At 67.8% G+C, this 25,895-nt stretch carries 37 protein-coding genes; 34 read left to right on the top strand and 3 right to left on the bottom strand.

The window, feature by feature from the left end; all coding sequences use genetic code 11:
- The first annotated feature begins 5 nt into the window (after positions 1-5).
- The 5 genes from FBZ87_RS21955 to FBZ87_RS21935 are packed head-to-tail and all read left to right on the top strand — an operon-like array spanning position 6 to position 2,057.
- Entirely contained in the window at positions 6-476 is a 471-nt protein-coding gene (locus FBZ87_RS21955) for a NifX-associated nitrogen fixation protein (protein ID WP_145612712.1), read from the top strand.
- A gap of 18 nt (positions 477-494) precedes the next feature.
- Positions 495-728 (top strand): CCE_0567 family metalloprotein, encoded by a 234-nt coding sequence (locus FBZ87_RS21950; RefSeq protein WP_145612711.1) that lies wholly within the window; start codon positions 495-497, stop codon positions 726-728.
- 15 nt (positions 729-743) lie between these two features.
- Positions 744-1,046 carry a ferredoxin III, nif-specific gene (fdxB, locus tag FBZ87_RS21945; protein WP_004274327.1) on the top strand — a complete coding sequence of 101 codons (303 nt, stop codon included), beginning with the start codon at positions 744-746 and terminating at the stop codon, positions 1,044-1,046.
- A 7-nt stretch (positions 1,047-1,053) separates the two neighbouring features.
- Positions 1,054-1,668 carry a nitrogen fixation protein NifQ gene (locus tag FBZ87_RS21940; protein WP_145612710.1) on the top strand — a complete coding sequence of 205 codons (615 nt, stop codon included), beginning with the start codon at positions 1,054-1,056 and terminating at the stop codon, positions 1,666-1,668.
- An 11-nt stretch (positions 1,669-1,679) separates the two neighbouring features.
- Positions 1,680-2,057, top strand: coding sequence for a Rieske (2Fe-2S) protein (locus tag FBZ87_RS21935; RefSeq protein WP_145612709.1), 378 nt, complete (start codon positions 1,680-1,682; stop codon positions 2,055-2,057).
- Between the two features lie 27 nt (positions 2,058-2,084).
- Here the strand turns inward: FBZ87_RS21935 and FBZ87_RS21930 are convergent, their stop codons facing one another.
- On the bottom strand, positions 2,085-2,687 hold the full coding sequence (locus FBZ87_RS21930) for a hypothetical protein (protein ID WP_145612708.1): 603 nt from the start codon (positions 2,685-2,687) through the stop codon (positions 2,085-2,087).
- 282 nt (positions 2,688-2,969) lie between these two features.
- On the opposite strand from FBZ87_RS21930, the gene FBZ87_RS21925 reads away from it, so the two are divergent.
- The 13 genes from FBZ87_RS21925 to FBZ87_RS21865 all read left to right on the top strand — a co-directional run bounded on the left by FBZ87_RS21925 (position 2,970) and on the right by FBZ87_RS21865 (position 13,964).
- Positions 2,970-3,290, top strand: coding sequence for a HesB/IscA family protein (locus FBZ87_RS21925; protein ID WP_004274331.1), 321 nt, complete (start codon positions 2,970-2,972; stop codon positions 3,288-3,290).
- A gap of 11 nt (positions 3,291-3,301) precedes the next feature.
- Positions 3,302-3,607, top strand: a complete 306-nt coding sequence (locus tag FBZ87_RS21920; protein ID WP_145612707.1) for a NifU family protein — start codon at positions 3,302-3,304, stop codon at positions 3,605-3,607.
- 22 nt (positions 3,608-3,629) lie between these two features.
- Positions 3,630-4,811 carry a cysteine desulfurase NifS gene (gene nifS / locus FBZ87_RS21915; RefSeq protein ID WP_145612706.1) on the top strand — a complete coding sequence of 394 codons (1,182 nt, stop codon included), beginning with the start codon at positions 3,630-3,632 and terminating at the stop codon, positions 4,809-4,811.
- Between the two features lie 23 nt (positions 4,812-4,834).
- Positions 4,835-5,962 (top strand): homocitrate synthase, encoded by a 1,128-nt coding sequence (gene nifV / locus FBZ87_RS21910; RefSeq protein WP_145612705.1) that lies wholly within the window; start codon positions 4,835-4,837, stop codon positions 5,960-5,962.
- A 33-nt stretch (positions 5,963-5,995) separates the two neighbouring features.
- Positions 5,996-6,721 (top strand): serine O-acetyltransferase, encoded by a 726-nt coding sequence (cysE, locus tag FBZ87_RS21905; RefSeq protein WP_145612704.1) that lies wholly within the window; start codon positions 5,996-5,998, stop codon positions 6,719-6,721.
- On the top strand, positions 6,705-7,055 hold the full coding sequence (gene nifW / locus FBZ87_RS21900; RefSeq protein WP_145612703.1) for a nitrogenase stabilizing/protective protein NifW: 351 nt from the start codon (positions 6,705-6,707) through the stop codon (positions 7,053-7,055). The genes cysE and nifW overlap by 17 nt, the downstream gene beginning before the upstream one ends.
- Before the next feature lie 164 nt (positions 7,056-7,219).
- Positions 7,220-8,074: an electron transfer flavoprotein subunit beta/FixA family protein gene (locus FBZ87_RS21895; RefSeq protein ID WP_145612702.1), complete on the top strand. Its 855-nt coding sequence runs from the start codon at positions 7,220-7,222 to the stop codon at positions 8,072-8,074.
- A 23-nt stretch (positions 8,075-8,097) separates the two neighbouring features.
- Complete coding sequence (locus FBZ87_RS21890; RefSeq protein WP_145612701.1) at positions 8,098-9,201, top strand: electron transfer flavoprotein subunit alpha/FixB family protein; 1,104 nt, start codon at positions 8,098-8,100, stop codon at positions 9,199-9,201.
- A 14-nt stretch (positions 9,202-9,215) separates the two neighbouring features.
- On the top strand, positions 9,216-10,520 hold the full coding sequence (locus FBZ87_RS21885; RefSeq protein WP_145612700.1) for an FAD-dependent oxidoreductase: 1,305 nt from the start codon (positions 9,216-9,218) through the stop codon (positions 10,518-10,520).
- The gene (locus tag FBZ87_RS21880) at positions 10,517-10,843 is read left to right on the top strand and encodes a ferredoxin family protein (RefSeq protein ID WP_422394440.1); all 327 of its coding nucleotides are present in this window, start codon (positions 10,517-10,519) and stop codon (positions 10,841-10,843) included. The genes FBZ87_RS21885 and FBZ87_RS21880 overlap by 4 nt, the downstream gene beginning before the upstream one ends.
- Positions 10,843-11,718 carry a ModD protein gene (modD, locus tag FBZ87_RS21875; RefSeq protein ID WP_145612699.1) on the top strand — a complete coding sequence of 292 codons (876 nt, stop codon included), beginning with the start codon at positions 10,843-10,845 and terminating at the stop codon, positions 11,716-11,718. Before FBZ87_RS21880 ends, modD begins: the two co-directional genes overlap by 1 nt.
- A gap of 300 nt (positions 11,719-12,018) precedes the next feature.
- Positions 12,019-13,674 (top strand): nif-specific transcriptional activator NifA, encoded by a 1,656-nt coding sequence (gene nifA / locus FBZ87_RS21870; protein WP_342780927.1) that lies wholly within the window; start codon positions 12,019-12,021, stop codon positions 13,672-13,674.
- Between the two features lie 80 nt (positions 13,675-13,754).
- Entirely contained in the window at positions 13,755-13,964 is a 210-nt protein-coding gene (locus FBZ87_RS21865; protein WP_088871206.1) for a TOBE domain-containing protein, read from the top strand.
- Positions 13,965-14,039: 75 nt separating this feature from the next.
- On the opposite strand, the gene FBZ87_RS21860 is transcribed toward FBZ87_RS21865, so the two are convergent.
- On the bottom strand, positions 14,040-14,600 hold the full coding sequence (locus FBZ87_RS21860) for a DUF2478 domain-containing protein (RefSeq protein WP_145612697.1): 561 nt from the start codon (positions 14,598-14,600) through the stop codon (positions 14,040-14,042).
- A gap of 259 nt (positions 14,601-14,859) precedes the next feature.
- On the opposite strand from FBZ87_RS21860, the gene nifT reads away from it, so the two are divergent.
- The 14 genes from nifT to FBZ87_RS21790 all read left to right on the top strand — a co-directional run bounded on the left by nifT (position 14,860) and on the right by FBZ87_RS21790 (position 22,764).
- Positions 14,860-15,075: a putative nitrogen fixation protein NifT gene (nifT, locus tag FBZ87_RS21855; RefSeq protein ID WP_040844955.1), complete on the top strand. Its 216-nt coding sequence runs from the start codon at positions 14,860-14,862 to the stop codon at positions 15,073-15,075.
- A 1-nt stretch (position 15,076) separates the two neighbouring features.
- The gene (locus tag FBZ87_RS21850) at positions 15,077-15,955 is read left to right on the top strand and encodes an SIR2 family NAD-dependent protein deacylase (protein ID WP_145612696.1); all 879 of its coding nucleotides are present in this window, start codon (positions 15,077-15,079) and stop codon (positions 15,953-15,955) included.
- A gap of 281 nt (positions 15,956-16,236) precedes the next feature.
- Positions 16,237-17,736, top strand: a complete 1,500-nt coding sequence (gene nifB, locus FBZ87_RS21845; RefSeq protein ID WP_246134530.1) for a nitrogenase cofactor biosynthesis protein NifB — start codon at positions 16,237-16,239, stop codon at positions 17,734-17,736.
- Positions 17,737-17,808: 72 nt separating this feature from the next.
- Positions 17,809-18,033 (top strand): 4Fe-4S dicluster domain-containing protein, encoded by a 225-nt coding sequence (locus FBZ87_RS21840; RefSeq protein ID WP_145612694.1) that lies wholly within the window; start codon positions 17,809-17,811, stop codon positions 18,031-18,033.
- 11 nt (positions 18,034-18,044) lie between these two features.
- Positions 18,045-18,380 (top strand): HesB/IscA family protein, encoded by a 336-nt coding sequence (locus tag FBZ87_RS21835; RefSeq protein ID WP_088871209.1) that lies wholly within the window; start codon positions 18,045-18,047, stop codon positions 18,378-18,380.
- A 28-nt stretch (positions 18,381-18,408) separates the two neighbouring features.
- The gene (locus FBZ87_RS21830; RefSeq protein WP_211107052.1) at positions 18,409-18,969 is read left to right on the top strand and encodes a hypothetical protein; all 561 of its coding nucleotides are present in this window, start codon (positions 18,409-18,411) and stop codon (positions 18,967-18,969) included.
- Positions 18,962-19,765 carry a 4Fe4S-binding leucine-rich repeat protein gene (locus FBZ87_RS21825; protein WP_145612693.1) on the top strand — a complete coding sequence of 268 codons (804 nt, stop codon included), beginning with the start codon at positions 18,962-18,964 and terminating at the stop codon, positions 19,763-19,765. Before FBZ87_RS21830 ends, FBZ87_RS21825 begins: the two co-directional genes overlap by 8 nt.
- Positions 19,762-20,109 (top strand): nitrogen fixation protein NifZ, encoded by a 348-nt coding sequence (locus tag FBZ87_RS21820; protein WP_145612692.1) that lies wholly within the window; start codon positions 19,762-19,764, stop codon positions 20,107-20,109. Before FBZ87_RS21825 ends, FBZ87_RS21820 begins: the two co-directional genes overlap by 4 nt.
- Positions 20,106-20,345: a nitrogen fixation protein NifZ gene (locus FBZ87_RS21815; protein ID WP_145612691.1), complete on the top strand. Its 240-nt coding sequence runs from the start codon at positions 20,106-20,108 to the stop codon at positions 20,343-20,345. The genes FBZ87_RS21820 and FBZ87_RS21815 overlap by 4 nt, the downstream gene beginning before the upstream one ends.
- A gap of 49 nt (positions 20,346-20,394) precedes the next feature.
- A complete protein-coding gene (locus tag FBZ87_RS21810) occupies positions 20,395-20,658 on the top strand; it encodes a DUF3024 domain-containing protein (RefSeq protein ID WP_211107051.1) in 264 nt (87 codons plus the stop codon).
- Between the two features lie 119 nt (positions 20,659-20,777).
- Positions 20,778-21,026 (top strand): hypothetical protein, encoded by a 249-nt coding sequence (locus FBZ87_RS21805; RefSeq protein ID WP_211107050.1) that lies wholly within the window; start codon positions 20,778-20,780, stop codon positions 21,024-21,026.
- The gene (locus FBZ87_RS21800) at positions 21,023-22,192 is read left to right on the top strand and encodes a DegT/DnrJ/EryC1/StrS family aminotransferase (protein ID WP_145612690.1); all 1,170 of its coding nucleotides are present in this window, start codon (positions 21,023-21,025) and stop codon (positions 22,190-22,192) included. Before FBZ87_RS21805 ends, FBZ87_RS21800 begins: the two co-directional genes overlap by 4 nt.
- 33 nt (positions 22,193-22,225) lie before the next feature.
- On the top strand, positions 22,226-22,534 hold the full coding sequence (locus tag FBZ87_RS21795) for a 2Fe-2S iron-sulfur cluster-binding protein (protein WP_145612689.1): 309 nt from the start codon (positions 22,226-22,228) through the stop codon (positions 22,532-22,534).
- Between the two features lie 14 nt (positions 22,535-22,548).
- Entirely contained in the window at positions 22,549-22,764 is a 216-nt protein-coding gene (locus FBZ87_RS21790) for a hypothetical protein (protein WP_145612688.1), read from the top strand.
- A 177-nt stretch (positions 22,765-22,941) separates the two neighbouring features.
- Here the strand turns inward: FBZ87_RS21790 and FBZ87_RS21785 are convergent, their stop codons facing one another.
- Entirely contained in the window at positions 22,942-23,346 is a 405-nt protein-coding gene (locus FBZ87_RS21785; protein WP_145612687.1) for a group II truncated hemoglobin, read from the bottom strand.
- 250 nt (positions 23,347-23,596) lie between these two features.
- Here FBZ87_RS21785 and sufB point away from each other — a divergent pair, with 250 nt between their 5' ends.
- Together sufB and sufC are read left to right on the top strand one after the other, a co-directional pair.
- Positions 23,597-25,081 carry a Fe-S cluster assembly protein SufB gene (sufB, locus tag FBZ87_RS21780; RefSeq protein WP_145612686.1) on the top strand — a complete coding sequence of 495 codons (1,485 nt, stop codon included), beginning with the start codon at positions 23,597-23,599 and terminating at the stop codon, positions 25,079-25,081.
- Between the two features lie 45 nt (positions 25,082-25,126).
- Positions 25,127-25,885, top strand: coding sequence for a Fe-S cluster assembly ATPase SufC (gene sufC / locus FBZ87_RS21775; protein ID WP_145612685.1), 759 nt, complete (start codon positions 25,127-25,129; stop codon positions 25,883-25,885).
- Positions 25,886-25,895 lie beyond the last annotated feature (10 nt).

The following is a 25,895-nucleotide window of genomic DNA, read 5'->3' as shown; positions in this document are numbered from 1 at the left end:
TACCCATGTCCGACGTTCTGGAACTGCCGCCCGAAACGGTGGCGGCGCAAAGCCCCTTCATCCGCCAGCTGATCGTGATCTGGCGCGCCCAGGACACCCACGGCACCTGGGAGGGCAAGGCCGACCTGGATTTGCTGGAACCCTACATCGTCGACAAGGAGAAGCGGCGGCAGCTGCCCATCCTGGGCGATCCGGATCCGGAGACCATCTGGCGGCTGGAGCTGTTCTTCAACGCCGTGGCGCTCAGCATCGAGCAGGCGACGGGCGTCATGGTGTCCCCCATGCTGAAGATGAGCCATGAGGGTTTCGGCCGCATGGTGCTGATCGGCGGCCGTCTGGTGGTGGTGAACAAGCAGCTGCGCGATGTCCACCGCTTCGGCTTCGACACCCTGGCCAAGCTGGCGGAGGAGGGGGGCAAATACGTCCAGGCGGGCGTGGACATGATCGGGCGCTTTCCCGACGTCGCCCGTTATTGAGCGGATAGGGGAATTGCCATGAGCGATGTCGAGGCCCTGAAGAACGAGATCAAGAAGCAATCGGCCCGGGCCATGCAGGCCAAGATGGACCTGCATGACCTGTCGGAGGAACTGCCCGTCAACTGGACCTCCATCCTGGAGGTGGCACAGCGCGCCCACGACGCCTTCGCGGCGCTGGAGCTCAAGCGCGCCGACCTGAAGACGCTGGAAACCGCCGGGGCCACCGCCGCCCAGCTGTCCGTCGCGCCCTAGAAGGAGTTCGCCCCCATGTCCTCGCTCACCCGCGACGGCCGGTCCTGGCAGCCGGATTTCCTGATCGCCATCGATGCCAAGCGCTGCATCGGCTGCGGTCGCTGCTTCAAGGTCTGCGGCCGTGGGGTCATGGTCCTGAAGGGCCTGACCGAGGAGGGCGACCTGGTCGATCTCGGCAATGATGATGACGATGATGAGATCGAGAAGAAGGTGATGGTCATGGACGACGCGGGCGCCTGCGTCGGCTGCCGCGCCTGCGCCCGCGTCTGCCCCGCCAACTGCCAGACCCACGCGCCCCTGGCGGCGGACGCGGCGTGAGGAAGTGATGCGTGCCGCCGATGCGTATGGCTGGCTGATGAAGCGGGCGGGGCCGGCCGACCCCTTCGACCTGCATGTGGTGGCCAGCATCCTGGCGCTGGCCTGGGCCGAGGCGCTGGCGGGGCGGGGATCTTTGCCGCTCTGCGCCGGCCTGGATGGCATCGCCCTTGAGGGCCTGGCCCTCCGCCTGTTTCCGGGCGCCTGGGCCGGCATGGCCGCGCTGGCGGACGGCCCCGCCGCGCTGGAGGAGGATGAGCAGGCGGTGCGTGACCTGCTGTGGATGTATGCCGACGGCGGCACCCCGCTGCAGCGCGACCTGGCGACCATGATCGCCCGACGGTGCAGCCGACCCAACCACCTTTGGCAGGATCTGGGTCTGCGCAACCGGGGCGAGCTGTCGTCGTTGATGCAGCGCCACTTCGGCGGCCTCGCCCGCCGCAACAGCCAGGACATGAAATGGAAGAAGTTCCTGTTCCGCATGATCTGCCGGGCGGAGGGCTTCACCCTGTGCACCGCCCCCATCTGTACCGAGTGCGATGACTTCGACCATTGCTTCGGGGCGGAGGACGGCGAGGCCATGCTGGCCCACCTCCGCTCCGGCCGGCCTCCGCCCGCCCATTGAAGATACCGCCCATGTCAGAGACTTATGTCCTGTGCCGCGTGGACGACATCCCCAGCCGCAAGGCCCGGGGCTTTCAGCTGTTGCGCGTTGATGACGAGGGAGAGCATCGGCCCTGGGGCATCATCGTTGTGCGCTGGGGCCGGCAGGTGGTGGGCTACGTCAACCGCTGCCCGCACAACGGCGTGCACCTGGACTGGGAACGCAACCAGTTCCTGGACCCGGACGGCACACGGCTGATGTGCGGCAAGCACGGCGCCCTGTTCGACCTGGGCACGGGCCTGTGCGTGGATGGTCCCTGCCAGGGCGCCGGGCTTGAGCCGGTGGCGCTGTCCGTCGAGGACGGCGACATCTGCGTCACCGGCGTCACCCTGGTGGAAGAGGCGCCGTAGCGCCCCCGCCCTGTATCAGACCGGGTATCAGACCGGCCGGTTCTCGTTGCGGTTCTTCACCGGCAGCATCTGCGCCACGCCATCCTCATAGCTTATGGCCGGATAGCTTCGGTCGAAGCGCCGGGCGATATCCAGCAGCACGTCCAGCTTGCCGGCGGTGTCCAGCTTCTTGATGTCGTTCTTGTCGACGCCCATCAGGTCCATCATCTCCTTCCACACGGTGGATTCATCGCAGGGCAGGACGATGAAGGTGATGCCGTCCAGGGTGACCTGGTAACCGGCCAGCAGGTCGATGTTGTTGCAGAAGATGAAGTATTTCCCGCCGGACCGCAGCAGGCCGGACAGCACCTCCGACACGTCCTTGAGATAGGCGAAGGAATGGACGTAACCCGCCAGCACGGGGATCGTCGCCTCCCCCTCCTGTGCGTAGGTCAGCACCTGTTCCAGCTTGTACTCCGGCGGACGTTTTTCATCCGCGATGTGCGGCTGGAACTTCAGGGCGATGTCGCCGCGAAAGCCGAAACGGCCGGGCTTGGTCGTGGGCGCTTTCAGCACGGCATTCATCAGGCGGTCTTCCTGGGCCAGGCGGGCCAGGGCGGTTTTCTCGATCGTCGTCGCGGTGGTCGTCATCGGGTGCGGCTCCTGTACGGGGGAGGGCCCGCGGGGGCGGGGCCTCGAGCGCCCCCTTTGCAAGGGCTTTGCCGGTTGGGGCAACCGGGCCGCCGCCCTTGGATTTGCGGGATTTTTCGCGCGCGCCACCCCGCCGATTGCAGCAAACACCCCTGTCGCAAACCCGACATCGGGGGTGTGAACGCAACAGGGTTCGGCGGGAAAACCCATATTTTCCAATGAACTCTGCCGTGGCACGCCCCTTGCGGAGGATCACAGGTCACCAACCCTTGCAGGTGCCCCATGATCAACTTGACCCCCAGCGCCCTGAACGCCGTCCGCAGCGCCATCGCCGGCGCCGCCAACCCCACGGGCGGGCTACGCATCAGCGTCGATGCCGGCGGATGCGCCGGCTACAAATACATGATGGGCCTGGCCGGCGAGGCGGGGCCGGAGGACACCGTCATCGACCAGGACGGCGTCAAGGTCTTCGTCGACACCAAGAGCCATGAGCTGCTGGACGGCACCACCATCGACTTCGTCGTGGCGCTGGAAGGCTCGGGCTTCACCTTCGACAACCCCAACGCCAAGTCCGCCTGCGGCTGCGGCAAGTCCTTCGGTTGAGGGGACCGGCCATGCTGATCCCCACGCTTGAGGAACAGACGGTTGACCGGGCAGTGCCGGATGGGACGGAGGACCGCCGCGTCCAGGTCATCCGCGCCGCCATCGCCGAAATCCGCCCCGGCCTGCAACGGGACGGCGGGGATTGTGAGTTGCTGGACGTGGAGGGCGACATCGTGCGCGTCCGGCTGACGGGCGCCTGTGTGATGTGCCGCCTCAGCAGCGCCACGTTGGAGGGCATCCAGGCCCGGGTGGTGGAGCGCCTGGGGACCTTCGTCCGCCTGGTCCCGGTCCTGGGCCGGGCGCCGGGCCCGCACTGATCCGGCAGGGGGGAACCATCTCATGCGCCCCGTCTACCTCGACAACAATGCGACGACCGCCACCGACGCCAGCGTGGTGGCCGCAATGTTGCCCTGGTTCACGGAGCGGTTCGGCAACCCGTCCTCCGCCCACGCCGTCGGCGCGGCGGCGGCGGACGGCATCCGGCTGGCGCGGCGCCAGGTGCAGGCCCTGCTGGGCGCCGCCCACGACCATGAGATCGTCTTCACCTCCGGCGGGACGGAGGCCAACAACACGGCCATCCTGTCGGCCCTGGACAGCCAGCCCGGCCGGGATGAGATCGTGACCACCGCGGTGGAACACCCCGCCATCCTGGCGCTGGCGGCGCATCTGGAAAAGACGCGCGGCATCAAGGTGCACACGGTGGGGGTGGACGGCGACGGCCGTTTGGATATGGAGGATTTCGAACGGGCGCTGGGGCCGCGCACGGCCCTGGTCTCCGTCATGTGGGCGAATAACGAGACGGGGACCCTGTTCCCGGTGGCGGCGTTGGCGCGCCAGGCCCACGCCGCCGGCGCGCTGTTCCACACCGACGCCGTCCAGGCCGTGGGCCGGGTGCCCCTGCAATTGCGGCACACGGACATCGACATGCTGTCGCTGTCGGGACACAAGCTGCACGGTCCCAAGGGTATCGGCGCGCTGTACCTGCGCAAGGGCACCGCCTTCCGCCCGCTGCTGCGCGGCGGCCGGCAGGAACGGGGCCGGCGCGGCGGAACGGAAAACGTACCCGGCATCGTTGGCTTGGGCGCCGCGGCCGACCTGGCGGCGCGCTATCTGGAAACGGAACGCGGCTGGATCGGCCGTCTGCGCGACCGGCTGGAGCAAGGCGTGCTGGCGCGGATCGGCCAGGCCCACGTTCTGGGCGACCGGGGCAACCGCCTGGCCAACACCGCCTGCATCGCCTTCGACTATGTCGATGCCGACGCCCTGCTGCTGATGCTGGACCGGGCGGGCATTGCCGTGTCCTCCGGCTCGGCTTGCGCCTCTGGCGGGACGGAGCCGTCGCATGTGCTGCGCGCCATGCGCGTGCCGGCCGGCGCCATCCGGGGCGCCTTGCGCTTCTCACTTTCCCGTGACACGGCCGTTGCCGACATCGACCGGGTGCTGGATGTCCTGCCCGACATCGTCGGCCGCCTGCGGTCCAGTTCGCCCCTCTGGCGGGACCGTGCCCCCACCTTCGCCTGACCCTTCGCTCAAGGAGACGCAGCATGCTCAAGGCACCGCCCATCGTCATCAATGACAGCACGTTGCGCGATGGTGAACAGGCGCCCGGCGTCGCCTTCACCACGGCGGAAAAGGTGGCCATCGCCCGCAAGCTGGAGGCCGCCGGCGTGGATGAGATCGAGGCCGGCATCCCCGCCATGGGGGCCGAGGAGATCGAGGCCATGGCCGAGATCGGCGCCTCCCTCCAGCAGGCGGCGGCCATTGCCTGGTGCCGCATGACGGAGGCCGATGTGGACGCCGCCCTGCGCACCGGCCTGACGCGCGTGAACCTGTCCGTGCCGGTGTCCGACCGGCAGATCCGGGTGAAGCTGCAGACCAGCCGCCAGGACATCATCCCCCGCATCCGCCGCGTGGTGTCCTACGCGCGGGACCGGGGCCTGGCCGTGGCGGTCGGCGGCGAGGATTCCAGCCGGGCGGAGATGGACTTCCTGCTGCGCGTCGTCGCCGCGGCGGAGGAGGCGGGCGCCCATCGTTTCCGCTTCGCCGATACCGTGGGCATCCTGGATCCCTTCCGCACCCATGAGATCTTCCGCCAGCTGTGCGCGGAGACGGATTTGGAACTGGAATTCCACGGCCACGATGATCTTGGCTTGGCCACCGCCAACACCCTGGCGGCGGTGCGCGGCGGCGCCACCCATGCCAGCGTCTGCGTCCTGGGCCTGGGTGAGCGGGCGGGCAACGCGGCGCTGGAAGAGGTGGTGGCCGCCCTGGGTCCCATCGCCCAACGGCGGACGGGCGTGGACCTGACCCAGTTGACAGGCCTGGCCGAACTGGTGGCCGTAGCCGCCGGCCGGCCCATCCCGGCGGCCAAGTCCATCGTCGGTTCGGCCGTCTTCGCCCACGAGTCCGGCATCCACGTGTCCGGCCTGCTGCGTGACCCCGAAACCTATGAGGCCATCCACCCCGCCTGGTTCGGCCGCGTGCGCTCCATCGTGCTGGGCAAGCATTCCGGCATGGCCGCCATCAACAACGCCCTGGAATCGCTGGGCCTGTCACCGGATGAGGGCCGCACGCGCCGCGTGCTGGATGAGGTGCGCAACTGCGCCGTCGCCTGGAAGCGCCCCATCAATGAGGGCGAACTCTTGAAGTTCTACGAGGCCGCTGGCGACTGACCAGGGTGACGGACCGGCGGGATGGGGGCGGCCATGGCACAGGAACGCGGACTGTGGGGGCTGGTGGGTGAGGACATCGCCTGCGTGAAGGCGCGCGACCCGGCGGCCCGGCACACGATGGAGATCGCGCTGACCTATCCGGGGCTGCACGCTGTCATCCACCACCGCATCGCCCACCGGCTGTGGCGGCGCGGCCTGCGCTTTCCTGCCCGGTTGCTGTCCTGGTTCGCGCGGCTGGTGACCAATGTCGACATCCACCCCGGTGCCCGCATCGGCCGGCGCTTCTTCATCGACCACGGTGCCGGCGTGGTCATCGGGGAAACAGCGGAGATCGGCGACGACGTGACCCTGTATCACGGCGTCACCCTGGGCGGGACCAGCTGGTCGCCCGGCAAGCGCCATCCCACCGTCGGGTCCGGCGTGCTGATCGGCGCCGGTGCCAAGGTGCTGGGGCCCATCACCGTGGGGACCGGCGCCCGCATCGGCGCCAATTCCGTGGTGGTGGAGGACGTGCCGCCGGGGATGACGGTGGTCGGTATTCCCGGCCGGGTGGTGCGCGACCCCCGCACCCGGCGGGGCACGGCCGGCCGTATCGACCTGGACCACCACCTGATCCCCGATCCGGTGGGGGATGCGTTGACCCTGATGTTGGACCGCATCGCCTTTCTTGAGGCGCGCCTGGCCCACACGCAGGGCCGGCTGGCGGCGCTTTTGTACGAACCCGAAGCGAAGGGCAGGGATCATGGGCGTGTTGGATGAGCTGTCGCGGCTGTCGTCGGCCGAGGATTTCTTCGTGTTCCTGGAGGTGCCGTTCGAGGCGGCGGTGGTCCGCGTCGCGCGCCTGCACATCCTGCGGCGCATGGGCCAGTACCTGCGCGGCAGCGAGGTGGAGGGCGCGTTCACCGGCCTGGACGAGGGCGAAATCCGGACGCTCTGTCGTGGCCATCTGGAACAGGCCTATCAGGACTTCGTCGCCTCCACCCCCATCGCGGAACGGCTGTTCAAGGTGCACCGCGACGCGGTGGCGCCCAAGCAGCCGGCGCCCAAGCCCTTCGTGCCGCTGGCGGTGCTGGACGGCGCCAAGGGGCCGTGAGGCCGAGAGCCGACAGGGGCTGTCGCGTATCCGACAAAGCGTCGCTTACGGGCGGACGGCGGAATGAAGGTGATTCAATGGCTTAGCGGGGCGCCCTCAATTGGCATGCCCCTTGCCAATCATGGCTGTGACCGCCGGATCGGCCGAGGGAAAGGAATAGGGAAATGCACATCGTCGTCTGCATGAAGCAGGTCCCTGACAGCGCGCAGATCCGGGTCCATCCCGTGACCAACACCATCATGCGCCAGGGCGTGCCCACCATCATCAACCCCTATGATTTGTTCGCGCTGGAGGAGGCCTTGCGCCTGCGCGACCGGTTGGGGGGCGAGGTGACGGTGCTGACCATGGGACCGCCCATGGCGGAGGAGTCGCTGCGCAAGGCGCTGACCTTCGGCGCCGACCGTGCCGTGCTGCTGACCGACCGGGCCTTCGCGGGCTCGGACACCCTGGCCACCAGCTTCGCCCTGGCCGCTGCCCTGGACAAGGTCAGCCAGGAGTTCGGGGAGCCGCCAATCATCTTCACCGGCAAGCAGACCATCGATGGCGACACGGCCCAGGTGGGGCCGGGCATCGCCAAGCGTCTGGGCCTGAACCAGCTGACCTACGTTGCCCGCATCGCCGACCTGGACCCCGCCGCCGGCACCATCACGGTGGAGCGTCGGGCGGAAGGGGGCCTGCAGGTCCTGCAAACCCGCCTGCCCGTGCTGATCACCATGCTGGAAGGCGTGAACGAGATCCGCCGGGGCAGCCTGGATGACGCCTACCGCGCGGCCCGGGCCCAAATCGTGCGGTGGAGTGCCGCCGATGCCGGCATCACCGAACTGGCGCGCTGCGGCTTGAAGGGATCGCCCACCATCGTGAAGAAGGTGTTCGCGCCCCAGGGTCGGGCGGAAAAGGTTCACCAGGTCCCGACCGCCGACCGGTCCGCCGACGAACTGGCGGCCGATGTCATCGCCGCGATTTTCCGGACCCAGCCGCCGCTGGAAGACGATCTGCTGCGGTTCGCCGCCGGCCAGTGACACCCCCGAGGGAGTAGAAGACGATGAGCGACGCCCCCCCCACCGGCCCCAAGCCTCCCGCCGCCGGCCGTGCCGGCTCCAAGCGCGAACTGCCGGAGCGGTTCAAGGCTTACCGCCACGTCTGGGTGGTGGTCGAGTGCGAACACGGCGTCGTCCACCCCGTGTCGCTGGAACTGTTGGGGGAGGGGCGCAAGCTGGCGGACAAGCGCGGTGCCGACCTGGCGGGCGTGGTGCTGGCGGGCGACAGCCTGACGGCGGCCCAGACGGCGGCCGCCGCGTTCGAGCATGGCGCCGACCTGGTCTATACCGTGACGGCGCCCATCTTGGCGCACTATCGCAATGAGACCTACACCCGGGCCATGACCGATCTGGTGAACACCCACCAGCCGGAAATCCTGCTGCTGGGCGCCACCAACCTGGGGCGTGACCTGGCGGGATCGGTGGCGACCACGCTGCAAACCGGCCTGACGGCCGATTGCACCGAACTGGCCATCGATGACGAGGGTTCATTGGCGGCGACGCGGCCGACCTTCGGCGGGTCCTTGCTGTGCACCATCCTGACCCTGAACTATCGGCCGCAGATGGCCACCGTGCGCCCGCGCGTCATGGCCATGCCGGCGCGGGAACCGGGGCGCTGGGGTCGCATCGTCGAACACCCGCTGGACCTTGCGGAAGAGGACGTGGTCACCAAGGTGCTGCGCTTCATCGCCGACCGGGAAAGCGACAAGGCGCAGCTGGCCTATGCCGACATCGTGGTGGCCGGCGGCCTGGGCCTGCGCTCGGCGGAGAATTTCCAGCTGGTCCGCGCGCTGGCGGAGGTGCTGGGCGGCGACTACGGCGGGTCGCGCCCCCTGGTGCAGAAGGGCTGGATCACCGCCGACCGCCAGATCGGCCAGACGGGCAAGACCATCCGGCCCAAGCTGTACATCGCCGCCGGCATCTCCGGCGCCATCCAGCACCGCGTGGGGGTGGAGGGGGCGGACACCATCGTCGCCATCAACACCGACCCCAACGCCCCCATCTTCGACTTCGCCCACCTGGGCGTGGTTGCCGACGCGATAGAGTTGCTGCCGGCCCTGACCCGGGCCTTCCAGGCGCACCTGTCCGTCAACCGCCTTGCCGGCTGAAGGAGGGCCCCGTCATGATCAGGGACAAGTTCGACGCTATCGTCGTGGGAGCCGGCCCCTCGGGCAACGCCGCCGCCTATACCATGGCCAAGGAAGGGCTGAAGGTCCTGCAGCTGGAACGGGGGGAATACCCAGGCTCCAAGAACGTGCAGGGCGCCATCCTCTATGCCGACGCGCTGGAAAAGATCATTCCGGATTTCCGCGAGGACGCGCCGCTGGAACGCCATGTGATCGAGCAGCGGCTGTGGACCATGGACGACACGTCCTATGTCGGCATGCACTACCGTTCCGACGACTTCAATGAGGAAAAGCCCAATCGTTACACCATCATCCGCGCCCAGTTCGACAGGTGGTTCAGCGGCAAGGTGCGTGAGGCCGGTGCGGTCCTGCTGTGCGAGACGACGGTGACGGAACTGTTGCGCGATCCGCAGGGCCGGGTCATCGGTGTGCGCACCGACCGTGACGGCGGCACCGCCTTCGCCGATGTCGTCATCCTGGGAGAAGGGGTGAACGGCCTGGTGGGCCAGCGCTCCGGCCTGCGGCCCGAACTGAAGCCGGACACGGTGGCCCTGGCGGTCAAGGAAATGCATTTCCTGCCGCGCGAGGTCATCGAAAGCCGCTTCAACCTGGCGGGCAACGAGGGCGTGGTGATCGAGGCCATGGGCACCATCACCGACGGCATGACCGGCACCGGCTTCATCTACACCAACCAGGAATCCATCTCGATCGGCATCGGCTGCATCGTCTCGGACTTCGCGGAAAGCGGCCGCACGCCCTATGGCCTGCTGGAGGCGTTCAAGCGCCACCCCAGCGTCCGCCCCCTGCTGGAAGGTTCGGAATGCAAGGAGTATGCGGCCCACCTGATCCCGGAGGGCGGCTACAACGCCATGCCGGAGCTGTTCGGGGACGGCTGGATCGTGGTGGGCGATGCCGGGCAGTTCGTGAACGCCGTTCACCGTGAAGGCTCCAACCTGGCCATGACCACCGGCCGCATCGCCGGTGAGACGGTGGTGTGGCTGAAGCGGCGGCGGGAGATGGCGACCAAGGCCAACCTGGCCGAATACCAGCGCCGGCTGGAGGAAACCTTCGTCATGAAGGATCTGAGGAAGTATCGGCGCATCCCGGATTTCCTGCACCGCAACAAGCACATCTTCGGCGTCTATCCCAAGCTGCTGAGCGCCGCCGCCCAGACCTGGTTCCGGGTGGACGGCGTCGATAAGCGCGCCAAGGAAAAGCAGATCTTCCAATCATTCCGCAGCGGCCGGACCCTGCCCGGCCTGATCGGGGACGCCCTCAAACTGGCGAGGTCATGGCGATGATGAACACGACTGAGGTGGGGGCGGGCGCCCCTGGCGCACCGCTCGTGAAGGTGGAGGAGCGGCTGTTCCAGAACCGCTACCTGGTGGATGCCGGACGCCCGCATATCAAGATCAAGCCCCACACCGAACCCTCCAAGGCGCTGATGGCGCTGACCCACCTGTGTCCGGCCGGCTGTTACAGCCAGAACGACAAGGGCCAGGTCGAGGCGGTGGTGGACGGCTGCGTGGAATGCGGCACCTGCCGCGTGCTGACCGCCAAGACCGGGGAGGTGGAGTGGAACTATCCCCGCGGCGGCTTCGGCGTCCTGTTCAAGTTCGGCTGATGGCCATCGACGCGGGCGCCGGTGACCCGCTTCACCTCGCGGATGGGGCCATAGAACGGCTGCTGGAAGAGGACGTGCGCTTTGGCGACCTGACGACCCGTGCCTTGGGCATCGGTGGCCGGCCGGGCCGCATGCGCTTCCAGGCCCGCGCGGACATGGTGCTGTCCGGCGTGGACGAGGCCGCGCGTCTGCTGGCTCGGCTGGGCGCTGCGGTGACCGTCATGGCGCCCGCCGGATGCCGTTATGGCGGGGATGCCGTGCTTCTGGAGGCCACCGGTTCCGCCGCCGCCCTGCACGCCGGCTGGAAGGTGGCGCAGACCTTGATGGAGTGGGCGTCGGGCCTGGCCAGCGAGACCCGCGCCATCGTCGATGCCGCGCGGGCAGTCAACCCCGACATCGCGGTGCTGTGCACCCGCAAGTCCGTTCCCTACACGCGCCAGCTGGCATGCAAGGCGGTGCTGGCGGGGGGTGGGGACATCCACCGCCTGGGGCTTTCCGACACCATCCTGCTGTTCCCGGAACATCGGGTGTTTTTCGATCCGCCGCATGACTTGGCGGCGGCTATCGCGCGGCTGAAGCGGACGGCGCCGGAGCGCGCGGTCATGGTGGAGGTGACCAGCGAGGAGGATGCCCTGGCCGCCGCCGCCGCGCACGTCGATGTCATCCAACTGGAAAAGTTTGCGCCCGAGGCGGTGCACCGGCTGGTGCGCCGGTTGCCCCGGCGCGTGGACGGCCGGCCAGTCGTCGCCGCGGCCGGTGGCGTCACTGCCCAGAACGCGGGTGCATATGCGAAGGCGGGTGCCGACACGCTGGTTACCTCGGCCCCCTTCTTCGCCAAGCCGCGCGATATACAGGTGACTATAACGGCCTTATGAATCAAATGGATCTCAAAGAATAGTTTGCTGAATGAACATAATATTTTGCTGATTGAATATTGTGAATTCACTTGCGGTCTCGTGTTGCACCTGCGAAGCTTGCTTGCAGGTACTTGACTGGACTGGCAGTTGGCGGGGGCCGCGCCGCCGCATCGGTAGGCCTCGGGACACGAAAGGATTCGTGCGATGCCTATGACTGGTTCCGCCTCTCACGCGTCCGCGACATCCAGCCCGCCCTCGGCGGCCGATCGGTCGCGTGCCGGTGAATTCTCCTCCCGCGCGGAAATAGCGTTGCACGGGGTGTACGAGATTTCCAAGATCCTGGCGGTGCCCACCCGCCTGGAAACGACGCTGTCCAATGTCCTGGCGCTGCTCTCCAGCTTCCTGGAGATGCATCACGGCATCATCGCCCTGCTGGGCGATGACGGCTCACCCCAGGTGGTGGTGGGCCTGGGCTGGACGGAGAAGAACGCCAAGAGCCATTTCGACCGGCTGCCCGAACGGGCCATCGGCCAGATCGTCACGACGCAGATGCCGGTCGTGGTGGAGAACGTGGCCGACAATCCCCTGTTCGACGATTGGTCGGCCGTGGAATGGGGTGCCGGCTCGCGCGTGTCCTTCATCGGCGTGCCCATCAAGGAAAGGGACCGGGTCATCGGGACCTTGACGCTGGACCGCACGTGGGAGGGCAAGGCGACCTTCCGCCTGGATGAGGATGTGCGCTTCCTGGTCATGATCGCCAACCTGGTGGGTCAGACGGTGCGCCTGCACGACCTGATCGGCCGGGATCGCGACCGGCTGATGAGCGCGCAGCGCCGTCTGGAAAAGGAACTGATCGAAACCGCACGGCCGGAACGCGAGGTTAGGCCCCAGGGCATCGTCGGCAACAGCCCGGCCATCCGTTCGGTCATCGACAAGATCAAGATCGTGGCGCGCAGCCATTCCACCGTGCTGCTGCGCGGGGAATCCGGCACCGGCAAGGAATTGTTCGCCCGGGCGACGCACGACCTGTCGCCGCGCAGCGGCGGCCCGTTCGTGAAGCTGAACTGCGCCGCCCTGCCCGAGAGCATGCTGGAGTCAGAACTGTTCGGGCATGAGAAGGGGGCCTTCACCGGTGCCCTGTCCCAGCGCAAGGGCCGGTTCGAACTGGCCCACGGCGGCACCTTGTTCCTGGATGAGATCGGGGAAATCTCGGGCGCCTTCCAGGCCAAGCTGCTGCGCGTCCTGCAGGAAGGGGAGTTCGAGCGGGTGGGCGGCTCGCGCACGCTGAAGGTGGATGTCCGGCTGGTGGCCGCGACCAACAAAAACCTGGAGGAAGCGGTGGCGCGGGGGCAGTTCCGGGCCGACCTGTATTACCGCATCAACGTCGTCTCCATCTTCCTGCCGGCGGTGCGCGACCGCCGGGAAGACATCACCCTGCTGGCCCGCGAATTCCTGAAGCGCTTCAATGAGGAACACGGCACGCGCAAGAGCCTGACCGGCTCCGCCTACGCCGTCCTGGAAAGCTGCTACTTTCCCGGCAACGTGCGGGAGCTTGAGAATTGCGTGCGCCGGACGGCCACCCTCTCGCGGGACGCCGGCATCATCGCGGACGACTTCGCCTGCCGGCATGACGAGTGCCTGTCCTCCACCCTGTGGAAGGGGGCCATCGGTCCGGGCAGCGCCTTCAAGATCATGTCCCGCCCCTCGGCGCCCACGCCCCTCCCGCTCCGCCAGCCGGTGCCGATCGAGCCGGCCGCGGCGTTGGGGGATGGGGATGGCCCTCCGGCCACCTGCCCGCAGGCGGGAACCTGTGCTGCGGCCCAGGGCGATGGCTTGTCGGAACGGGATCGCCTGATCCAGGCGATGGAGACGGCGGGGTGGGTGCAGGCCAAAGCCGCAAGGTTGCTGAACCTGACGCCGCGCCAGGTGGGCTACGCCCTGATCAAGCACAACATCCCGGTGAAGAAGTTCTGAATTCCCGCCAAGGCCAAGAGCGGGTGCCCGTGGTCCCCGTGGACGTCCCAGTGGACCGCTGACTTGAGGATGAGACAGGAATGAAGCTGAGTGCCCGCAACGTCATCGCCGGTAAGGTCGTGGCCGTCACCAAGGGAGTGACCACCGCCCATGTGAAGATCGAGATCGCCGCCGGCAGCGTCATCACCTCATCGATCACCAATGAGTCGGTGGACGATCTGGGCCTGAAGGTGGGTGACACCGTCTCCGCCATCATCAAGTCCTCCGACGTGATCATCGGCAAGGAATAGGCGCTGCGGGGGGCCGGTGCCCGGCACCGGCCCCCCGGCCATCAGCGCAGGGCGCCCGCGACAACTTTTCCGCCGTCAATTGGCCCGCCGCCGGTCGGCCCGGCGGGCCCAGTCCTCCCACCAGGTGGTGATTACGCCCGTGTCGCACACCAGGGTGGTGCCATAGCCGCCGGTGAAGGCCGTCCACGCGTCGTAGAAACGCCAGGGCACAGCGGTCAGCACCGGCAATCCGGCGTCGATGGCGGCCGCGATCTCTCCCCTCAGGCCGCGACCCTCGGCCTCCGTCTTGCCGAATTTGTTGACCAGGACCAGTTCGACCCGGTCGGCCACGGCCTGGGCCACCGCCAGGGCCGCATCCGCCAGCCCGCCCGTGTCCAGGCGGCAGGCCACGGAACCGGGGCCCAGGTTCTGGCAGATGGGGATGACGCGGCCGGTGTTCAGGTCCATCACCTCCATCAGCTTCACCGGTCCGCAGTCGCCCTTGCGGTTGCGCTGGACGATGCCACCCACCCGGCGGCCGCGGTCGCGCAGACCCAGCGCGAAGTCGGCCAGCAGGGTGTCCACGTCATCCTCCGGCTGATAGATCACGGCGGCCAGGTTCAGCAGGTTGTCGGTATAGGCGACGCTGTCGGGCATGGGGGATCTCCTGTCCAGGGAAGCGGTCGCGGCGCGTGGCCGGATCAAGGGCGGGACTTGCACCGCGCATGCCACCGTTCGGCCGGTGCTGTGCCGCCACTTTACCAGGGGAAAGCGTCCATCGGCGGTAAGGGATACGACAGGCCTTGTCGGTTTCCCAACGCGACGACGCGTGGGAAAGCGCCGGTTTCAGGGCCTTCCAGCGTGGCACGGCCCTTGCTGAACTGAGGACGGCTTCCAATGGAAAGGACCGGCCCCGATGAAAGTGATGATCCGCCGCTCACCCGAGATCGGCCTTTCCGTCTACGTGCCGAAGAAGGATCTGGAAGAGCCGGTGGTGGAGGCGGAGCGGGAGGATCTGTGGGGGGGCTGGATCCGCATCGCCAATGGCTGGGTCTTGGACCTGCCGGAGATGGCGGCCGACACGCGCCTGCCGGTGACGGTCAACGCCCGCAAGCGGGGGGAGGAGGAGTGAGATGACAGCCTTGGCAACCGCCGCTTCCATCATGCCCGACGGCCTTGCGGCCGAGCGCCTGCTGGTCGACCTGGCCGCGCAGTTGCGCGCCGGTGGGCTGGTTCCCTATCTGGGACCGGCGCTGGCCTGCCTGGCTCCGGTGGCGGCCCCAACCACGCATGAGGCGCTGGCCGACTTCTTCGCCGCCAAGGTGGCGCTGCCCCGCCGCGCCAAGGGCAACGCCTGGGCGGCGGCCCAGCACATCGAAAGTACGCGCCACCGTTCCACCGTCTCTGCCCTGATGGCGGAGGCGTTCCGGCCGCCGGTGGCGCCCACGGCCCTGCATCGCCACCTGGCGGCCTTGGGCGTCCCGCTGATCGTCGACACCTGGTACGACGGCGCCATGCGCGCCGCCCTGGCGGCTTCCCGAGCCAGCTGGGGGGAGGTGCAGGGCATCACCCGCGCCGGCATCGGCGAGGATCGCTGGTACCGCTTCTATGACGCCGGCGGGCGGGAAACCACGCGCGACGCTGCGAGCGCCTGGGAAACCGTGCTGTACAAGCCGCACGGCGGCGTGGACCCGGTGCGCAATTTCCTGATCACCGATGCCGATTATGTCGAGGTGCTGACGGAAATCGATATCCAGACGCCCATTCCCGACATCGTGAAGGAACGGCGGCATGGCCGGGGTTTCCTGTTCGTGGGCTGCCGCTTCCACGACCAGCTGCTGCGCACCTATGCCCGCCAGGTTTCCAAGCGATCGGCTGACCGGCACTACGTGGTGGTGGAGCCGGCGACGCTGACCCGCAATGAGGTCAAGTTCTTCGCCGCGCAGGGCCTGACGCCCGTTGCCGTGCCGTTGCCGCGGGCTGTCGAAATCCTGTGCGGGGCTGTTGCGTAACGGACGCCGGTGTCCGGCTTCGGCGCGGTTTGTCGATAACCGCACAGCTGGCGTGAGGGCTTGAACTGAGGGTTCCCGCCGTTCTTCGGGATTCAAAGACGTGGCACGGCCTTTGCTGAAATACGGCGTGGGTTCAGGCGGGCCCGGCCAGGAAATGTCAAGCAAGCTTTCCCATTGAAATCGCCGCGCCCGCGCGCCGGGCCCAACAGTGAGGAACGGACATGCACGCATCCACAACGCAGGACGGGGCCGCCGGCCGTCTGGTCACCATCGACGCGGTGATGCAGCAGGTGGCCGAACACAAGGGGTGTGGTACCCAAGGGGGCAGCGGCAAGGCCAGCTGCGGTTCCGCCGCCGGCCAGGGCGACTTGCCGACCGAGATTTGGGAGAAGGTGAAGAACCACCCCTGCTACAGCGAGGAGGCGCATCACCATTACGCCCGCATGCACGTCGCCGTGGCGCCCGCCTGCAACATCCAGTGCAACTACTGCAATCGCAAGTACGACTGCGCCAACGAATCCCGCCCCGGCGTGGTGAGCGAGCGGCTGACGCCGGAGCAGGCGGCCAGGAAGGTGCTGGCCGTCGCCTCCACCATCCCGCAGATGACCGTGCTGGGCATCGCCGGGCCGGGCGACCCGCTGGCCAATCCGGCCAAGACGTTCAAAACCTTCGAGCTGATCTCCCAGACCGCGCCCGACATCAAGCTGTGCCTGTCCACCAACGGCCTGGCGCTGCCCGACCATGTCGACACCATAGCGCGCTACAACGTCGACCACGTCACCATCACCATCAACATGGTGGATCCGGAGGTGGGGGCGAAGATCTATCCCTGGGTCTATTGGAACCACAAGCGCTACACGGGCGTGGAGGCGGCGCGGCTGCTGACCGAGCGCCAGCTGCGCGGGCTGGAAATGCTGACCGAGCGGGGGATCCTGTGCAAGGTCAACTCCGTCATGATCCCGGGCGTCAACGACCGGCATCTGGTGGAGGTGAACCGGGCGGTGAAGTCGCGTGGCGCCTTCCTGCACAACATCATGCCCCTGATCTCCGCGCCCGAGCACGGCACCGTTTTCGGCCTGACGGGCCAGCGCGGCCCCACCGCCCAGGAACTGAAGGCCCTGCAGGATGACTGCGAGGGCGAGATGAACATGATGCGGCACTGCCGCCAGTGCCGGGCCGACGCCGTCGGCCTGCTGGGCGAGGATCGCAGCGCCGAATTCACCACCGAAAAGATCATGGAAATGGAGGTCGACTACGACCTGGAGGGCCGCCAGGCCTACCAGGCGCGGGTGGAGGAGGAACGGGTGGCCAAGGTGGCCGCCAAGCAGGAGGAACTGGCCACGCTGGCCGGGGCGCGCAGCGACATCACCCTGCTGGTGGCGGTGGCGACCAAGGGCTCGGGCCTGATCAACGAGCACTTCGGCCACGCCAAGGAATTCCAGGTCTACGAGCTGTCCACCGCCGGGGCCAAGTTCGTGGGCCACCGGCGCGTCGACCTCTATTGCCAGGGTGGCTTTGGCGATGAGGACAGCCTGCAGACCGTCATCCGCGCCATCAACGACTGTCACGCCGTCTTCGTCGCCAAGATCGGCGGCTGTCCCAAGGCGGACCTGCTGGGGGCGGGCATCGAGCCCGTGGACCAGTACGCCCATGAGTTCATCGAGAAATCCGCCATCGCCTGGTTCAAGGGCTACCTGGGGAAGGTGGCGGCCGGTGAGCTGGTCCACAGCCCGCGCGGCGATGCCGCCATCCGCCAGGGCGCCCTGATCGTCGCCGCCTGATGCGCATTCCATTTGGACCGGGGCGGGCCGCATCCGGCCCCGGACCCATCCACCCGAAGGAGAATATGAAGCATGGCCTACAAGATCATCGCCTCGCAATGCACCAGCTGCTCCGCCTGCGAGGCGGAGTGCCCGAACGTGGCGATTTCGGAAAAGGGCGGCACCTTCGTCATCAATCCGAAGAAGTGCACGGAATGCATCGGGTATTTCGATGTGCCGCAGTGTGTCGCCGTCTGCCCGGTGGACAACACCTGCGTCATCGACACCACCTATCCCCGCTATCAGGCGGCCGGCTGAGGGGGATGGCGATGACCTTCACGATCACCCCGGCGGCCGAGCGTTTCATCCGCTTCATGCTGCGGGCCGATGGCGGGCCCGAGGCCGGGTTCCGCCTGGTCCTGAGCCCCGGTGGCTGTTCCGGCCTGTCGGCCGACATGAGCGTCCGCGCGGCGCCTGAGCCTGGCGACGCGGTGGTGGAGTGCTACGGCCTGCGTCTGTTCCTGCCCACGGAAAGCCGGCTGCTGCTGGCCGGCGTCACCATCGACTTCGCGGACGGCACCGCGCAGAGCGGCCTGGTGTTCCGCGACCCCAAGGCCGCCACCTCCTGCGCCACGGCGCCCACGCCCATCGTGCGGCTGCAATAGGCGGGAGCCAGAGGGGAGGGGTGGGGCCATGCGGGCAGGGCAAACGGCAGCGGCGACGCCATTCGGGGAAAGCGGGCCGCCACCCATCCCCGATGGCGAATGGCTGTCCGCCGCCGTGTTGGGCGGCGGGCTGCCGCCGGATGTGCACCACCACCTGTCGGCCGCCGCCCAGGTCTATCATCTGGAGGAGGTGGCGGAACGCCACCTGCGGCAGGCGCGTCTGCTGGCGCCCTGGCATGCCGCCACCCTGATCGCCCTGTACCGCTTCTATTTCTACAAGGGCCGCCTGAAGGACGCGCTGGACATCGCCCGCCTTTGCCTGGCCAAGGCGGCGCAGGACAACAAGCTGCCGGCCGATTGGCGCCAGGTGGTGGCCACGGACGCGGACTTCGGCCGCTTCGACGCGCCGTTGCCCCGCTTCTTCCTGTTCACCCTCAAGGGTTACGCCTACCTGCACATGCGCATGGGCAGCCTGGACGAGGGCTTGGCGGCCGTTCTCAAGCTGCTGGAATTGGACCCCAGCGACAAGGTCGGCGCCCAGGTGCTGCTGAGCGTCATCCAGCGCATGGGAGAGGACGACCATGACTGACATCGACGAGGCTGTGGACTGGCGGGGCAATACCATTTCCTGTGATGCCTGCGGTTATGCCGCCCTGCTGGCGGCCGGCCGGTGCCGGCCGAAGCACGCCTGTGTCAACGACCGCTACGCCCGCCGCATCGACCGCTTTTTCGCCTGGAATCCCACCCTGGCGGACACCCATGTGCGCCATCCGCATTTCGAGGTGCGGGCGATCGCAGCCAAGCACGCCGACATCTTCCTGCTGCCGCCCATGCTGGACGATCCGGAGGAGGCGGTGCGCTGGAACGCGGTGCGCCGCCTGCCCAGGCGCTACGCCCTGCGCTTGCGCGACGATCCCCACCGCGAGGTGCGCATCCGCGTCGCCGCCCTGCTGGACGAAGCCGACCTGATCCCCATGATCCGCGATCCCGACTACTACGTGCGCCTGATGGTGGCGCGCCGCGTCGGCCCCGGCCTGCTGGCCCGCATGATCGAGGACAAGGAGCCGGAGGTGCGCCGCATGGTCGCCGTTCGCGCGCCTGTCGAGTGGCTGATCCGCATGGCCGCCGATGCCGACGCCGACGTGCGGTACGAGGTGTCCAAGCGCCTGCCGGGCGACCTGCTGGCCCGTCTGAAGCGCGATCCCGACTGGCGGGTGCGGTTCGAGGTCGCCAGCCGCCTGCCCGTGGCGCAAATCGCCGACCTGGCCCGGGATGAGGACATCCTGGTGCGGGAAATGGTGGCCTCGCGCCTGTCGCCGCCTACAACGCCTCGGACGCTGGAGCCCGCCATATTGGAGCCCACCATGTTGGAAATTGTGTCATGAGCAACATCGTCCGCGACAGCGACGTGGTGGAGATCGTCGATCCCCCCACCTTCACCTATGGGGAAAAGGTGCGGTCCCGGCGCACCGTCCGCAACGACGGCACCTACGCCGGCAAGGAGATCGGCGACATCCTCGCCAAGAAGGGGGAAGAAGGCTACGTCGTCAGCATCGGCACCTTCCTCCAGCAATTCTACATCTACGGCGTCGAATTCCTGGGCAGCGGCAACCGCGTGGGCATGAAGCGCAAGGAGCTGGAGGCCGTGCTGGCGGTTGCCGACGAGGACGACCTGCCCCTGCCCACCGCCCTGCCGGTGCCGGGCCGGGCCGCCGGGGGGCGACCATGATCGAGCCCCGCCAACCCCTGTACCAGTGGGGACAGCGCATGCGCGTGGTCACCGACCTGGTCAACGACGGCGGCTATCCCGACACGCCGGCCGACGCCCTGCTGGAACCGGCGGGCACGGTGGGGGAGATCGTGCAGGTCGGGACCCATGTGGACAGCGGCACGCCCATCTACTTGGTCGAATTCCCCGACCGGCGGGTGATCGGCTGCCTGGAGGAAGAGATCGTTCCTGTCTGAGGCGGGGTCATGGAGTCATAGGGGGCACGTCAGGGGAGGAGGTATGTGCATGATGGCGGCGTCGCAAGGTCTCACCGCGGCGGGGCATCCCAACGATGTGGACCGCAAGCGCATTGAGCGCGCGTTGCAGGCGCGCCAGCGCTACCTCTACGTCCGGCCCAGCGTCGTGCCGGCCCAGGGCGGCTATCGCATCGAAAGCCCCTGCTGTTCCCGCAACGTGGACCGTGAGGGCGGGGTCATCGACGTGGCGCTGATCCAGTTCAGCCAGGGGTATTGGCGGCTGTATCGCAAGGACCACGCCCAGGGGACCTGAGAGCCGCACGGCGCCTTCGGCCGGCTGGGCGACCTGCTGGACCTGCTGAACGTGGATGCCGACCGGCAGTTCTGGCAATGACGGGGGACGACATGGCGTTGAGCGTGGAAGACCTGGGGATGTTGGATGCGGTTCTGTCGGATGCGGTCCTGGTCGCCGCATCCGAGGATGCCTTCGCCACCCTGCGCCGCCAGCTGCCCCACCTGGCCTGGACGCGCTGCGACGCGTCGGACGTGGCGGAGGATCCCTTCCGCCGCTACGGCGGTTTTGACGTGCATTTGCTGGACGGCAGCGGGCATTGCGTGCGCCTGACGGCGGAGCCCGCCGATGCCACCGGCGTGCTGCTGGCCCGGCGGGTGGGATCATGACCGCGCTGGCCAAGGTGCCGGCGGCGGATCTGATCCGTCTCAGCGATCCGGACATCACGCCGGCGGAACTGGCGGCGGTGGAGCGGGTGCTGCGCACCCCCAACCTGGCCGCCGGCGCCGTGACGGAGGCGTTCGAAGAGGCGTTCGCGGCATATCTTGGCCGGCGCCACGCGGTGGCGGTGGCCAGCGGCACGCTGGGCCTGCTGATGACGTTGCGCGCCCACGGCATCGGCCTGGGGCAGGAGGTCATCCTCTCCCCTTACGGTTTCCGCGAGACCCAGCATGCCGTCAGCCTGTCCGGCGCCCGGCCGGTCTTCGCCGACATCGACTATTGGGCGGGGACGCTGGCGCCGGACAAGGTGGCCGGCCGCATCACGCCCGACACGCGCGCCATCGTGGCCGCCAACACCAATGGCCACCCGGCCGCATGGGCGGGGTTGCGGGAGCTGGCCAACCGGCACGGCCTGGTGCTGGTCGAGGACAGCACGGAGGCCATCGGCTCCCGCTACCAGGGCGCACTGGTCGGGACCTTCGGCGACACCGCCGTGTTCGATTTCTCCCAGCCAGGCGCGCTGTGCTGTGGCGAGGGCGGCATGGTGGTGACCGATGACGTGGACATCGCCATGGCCCTGCGCCGGCAATGCCGCCATCGCCTGGCCGAGCGTACCTCCGTGGTGGTGGGTGGCACGGCCCCTTACCAGGCGGCCTTGAGCGACCTGGCGTCCGTCCTGGGGCTGGCGCAACTGCGCCGCCTGGATGAAATCCTGGAGAGGCGCCGGGGCGTGCAGCATCTGTATTTCAAGTACCTCCAGTCGTTCGAGGGCATCAAGGACCCCTATGTCGGGCCGGACGTCACCGAGGTGAACTGGTTCCTTTACCAGGTGCACCTGGGCACGCGCTTCTCCCGCTCCAGCCGCGACGCCATCGTGGAGGATTTGCGGCTGGCCGAGGTCGAGGCCGCCGCCTTCGGCCAGCCCCTGCATCTGCAGCGGCATTACTTCGACCTCGGTTATCGCCGGGGCGATTACTTCGTCACGGAGAAGGTGGCGGACCGCGCCATCGCCCTGCCGTTCCACACGCACCTCAACGAGGACCAGATCGCCCACATCGTCGAGACGATGAAGGATGCGTCGGTCAACGTCGGCGCCGGGGCGGCGATTTACTGACCCCTGATCAAAACCTTGAGGGAGCTTTTGGACATGTCGCTGCTCACCATCCTGCCGTCCGGCAAGACCATAGACGCCGCCGAGGGCATGACCCTGCTGGCCGCCATCCTGGCGGCGGACGAGACCCTGACCCACAAGTGCGACGGCAAGGCCTCGTGCGGGACCTGTCACGTCTTCGTCCAGGAAGGGCGCAAGGGCCTCTCCCGCATCGCGCGGGAAGAGAATGAGCGGCTGGACGCCATGGTCGGCGTGGGATCGAAATCGCGCCTGGCCTGCCAGGCCAAGGTGCTGGGGACCGAACCCATCAAGGTTGAACTGCTGGGCTTCGGCTCCGGCTTCTGACGAGGGGAACAGGGATGCACGTCGAGACGGTGATGATCCACGTCCGCTTCGCGCCGGACGGCACGGTGACGGAGATAGGGGAGCGGCCGGCCGCCGTTCCGGCCCAGGCCTGGTTCAACCTGCTGAGCCTGAAAGCCACTGGCCCCTACCAGGCTCTCGCCGGCGGCCGGGGTGTGTTCCGCCTGGCGCGATCAGAGATCGAGAGCCTGAAGGGGGAAGCCGCCGCCTAGGCCGCCCCTTTACGGGGACGCCGCGGCTGCCACCATGCCGGCCGCGGCGTTCGCTGTATATGTTCCCTCAGGCGCCGGCGGGGCATCCGCCCCTCGGCTGTCCTCGATTTCCAGTCCGCCTTCGGTTCCTCAGAAATCTCCCGCGGACGCGGTCACGTCCTACGGTGGCTGAGGGCATTATTGTCCCGGCTGGTTGCGCATCCAGTCGGCCAAGGGCGTCAGCGCCTGGAGGATGGCCCCGCGCAAATCCGCATCCGGCACGGTGGCCATCAGCGCCTGGCTCATGCACAGCAGCCAGGCGTCGCGCTCGGCCATCCCCACCGTGAAGCCCAGGTGCCGCGCCCGCAGGCGCGGATGCCCGCGCTCCGCCGAATAATCGGCGGGGCCGCCCATCCATTGGGCCAGATAGAGCTTCAGCACGCGCTTGGTTTCCGTCAGGTCGGGTGCGTGCATCGCGCGCAGGCCGCGCACCTCCGGCAGGGTGTCCATCTGGTGGTAGAACGCCTCCACCAGCCGATCGACGGCCGCTTGGCCGCCGATGGCCTCAAAGATCGTCCGCTGGGAAACCGCTTCGGTGATCATGGCGCCGCCTCTGTTCCTGGTCCTGTCGAAAGCCGATGGTGCAGGAAACATGCCGGTGGCGTTGGCAGCGGAAAGCACGGGCGGCGGCGGCGTTCGTTCCAAATCCCCCTGTCGGGATTGCAACAAACGTCCGGTTGCCGACGTGGCCAATCCTTTGGAAAGGCCCAGAAATCCTAGCTTCAAGCGGCTGGCACGGCCGTTGCTGATCATCCTGCCCAGCCAAGACCCAGCCACGATCGGATGGACCGCCATGTCGGACAGCGCGACCGCGAACCGCCCCGCCAGCAACGCCCCATCCACCGGCCTGTTGGAGGGCATCGTCCAGGCGGAGGGCTACAAATACGGCTTCACCACCGATGTGGAGACGGAAGACGCGCCGCCCGGCCTGAACGAGGACACCGTCCGCTTCATCTCCGCCAAGAAGGGGGAGCCGGCGTGGCTGCTGGAATGGCGGCTGAAGGCCTTCCGCCGCTGGCAGACGATGGCGCCGCCGGATTGGGCCAAGCTGGACATCGCCCCCATCGACTATCAGGCCGCCAGCTATTATTCCGCGCCCAAGGCCGCGTCCGGCCCCAAGAGCCTGGACGAGGTCGATCCCGAGCTGCTGAAAACCTACGAGAAGCTGGGCATCCCCCTGGGGGAGCGCGCGGCCCTAGCCGGGGTGGCGGTGGACGCCGTGTTCGACAGCGTGTCGGTCGCCACCACCTTCAAGGACAAGCTGGCCGACCTGGGCATCATCTTCTGTTCCTTCGGTGAGGCGGTGCGGGAGCATCCGGAGCTGGTGCGGCGCTACCTGGGTTCCGTCGTCCCCCAGGGTGACAACTTCTTCGCGGCGCTTAATTCAGCGGTGTTTAGCGACGGGTCCTTCGTCTACGTGCCCGCGGGTATCCGCTGTCCCATGGAACTGTCCACCTACTTTCGCATCAACGCCGCCAAGACGGGGCAGTTCGAGCGCACGTTGCTGATTGCCGACAAGGGCGCTTATGTCAGCTACCTGGAAGGTTGCACGGCGCCGCAGCGGGATGAAAACCAGCTGCATGCCGCTGTGGTGGAACTGGTGGCGCTGGAGGATGCGGAGATCAAGTACGCCACCGTCCAGAACTGGTATCCGGGGGACGAGAACGGCAAGGGCGGCATCTACAACTTCGTCACCAAGCGCGGCGCCTGCCGGGGGGCCCGGTCCAAGATCAGCTGGGCGCAGGTGGAGACGGGATCGGCCATCACCTGGAAATACCCCAGTTGCCTGCTGGAAGGGGAAGGATCGACCGGCGCCTTCTATTCCGTGGCCATCACCAACAACCGCCAGCAGGCCGACACCGGCACCAAGATGATCCACATCGGGCGCGACACCAGCTCGACCGTCATTTCCAAGGGCATCTCGGCCGGCCGGGGGCAGAACACCTATCGCGGCCAAGTCAAGGTGCTGTCGAATGCCGACGGCGCCCGCAACTATACCCAGTGCGACAGCCTGCTGATCGGCAAGCGCTGCGGCGCCCACACCGTGCCCTACATCGACGTGCGCCATCCGGGCGCCAAGGTGGAGCATGAGGCGACCACCTCGAAGATCAGCGAAGACCAGATGTTCTATTGCCAGCAGCGCGGCCTGACGGCGGAAGACGCGCTGTCGCTGATCGTGAACGGCTTCTGCAAGGAAGTGCTGAACGAACTGCCCATGGAGTTCGCGGTCGAGGCGCAGAAGCTGCTGGCCGTCAGCCTGGAAGGCAGCGTGGGCTAGGCCGCCTGATACCCCCGCAACCCCGACCCAGCGAAGGGAACCATCATGAGCAAGCTTCTGGAAATCCGTGGACTGCGGGCCCGCATCGCCAATGGGCGGGAGGTGCTGAAGGGCATCGACCTGGACGTGGCGGCGGGGGAGGTGCACGCCATCATGGGCCCCAACGGTGCGGGCAAAAGCACCCTGTCCAGCGTGCTGGCGGGCAAGCCGGGGTATGAGGTGACCGGGGGCACGGTGCGCTACCTGGGCCAGGATCTGCTGGCCATGCCGGCGGATGAGCGGGCGCGGGAAGGGGTGTTCCTGGCCTTCCAGTACCCGGTGGAGATACCGGGCGTGAACAACATGTACTTCCTGCGCGCGGCCCTGAACGCCGGGCGCCGCCAGCGCGGCCAGGCGGAACTGGACGCGCAGCAGTTCCTGAAGGCCGTGCGCGACCGGCTGAAGCTGCTGGACATCGGTGACGACCTGCTGCGGCGCGCGGTCAATGTCGGCTTCTCCGGCGGGGAGAAGAAGCGGAACGAGATTTTCCAGATGGCCATGCTGGAGCCGAAGCTGGCCATCCTGGATGAAACCGACAGCGGCCTGGACATCGACGCCCTGCGCGCCGTGTCGGACGGTGTCAACCGCCTGCGCGATCCGGCCCGCGCCATCGTCATGATCACCCATTACCAGCGGCTGCTGGACTATATCGTGCCTGACCGGGTGCATGTGTTGGCCGACGGACGCATCGTCGCGTCCGGTGACAAGACCTTCGCCGCCGAATTGGAGCGCACCGGCTACGCTTATCTGGGCGACGCGGCTTGAGCGGGGGCGA

Origin of the sequence: Nitrospirillum amazonense, from assembly GCF_007828035.1 — a bacterium.
Classification (GTDB): domain Bacteria; phylum Pseudomonadota; class Alphaproteobacteria; order Azospirillales; family Azospirillaceae; genus Nitrospirillum; species Nitrospirillum amazonense.
This window is presented reverse-complemented; position numbering and strand designations above follow the sequence as displayed.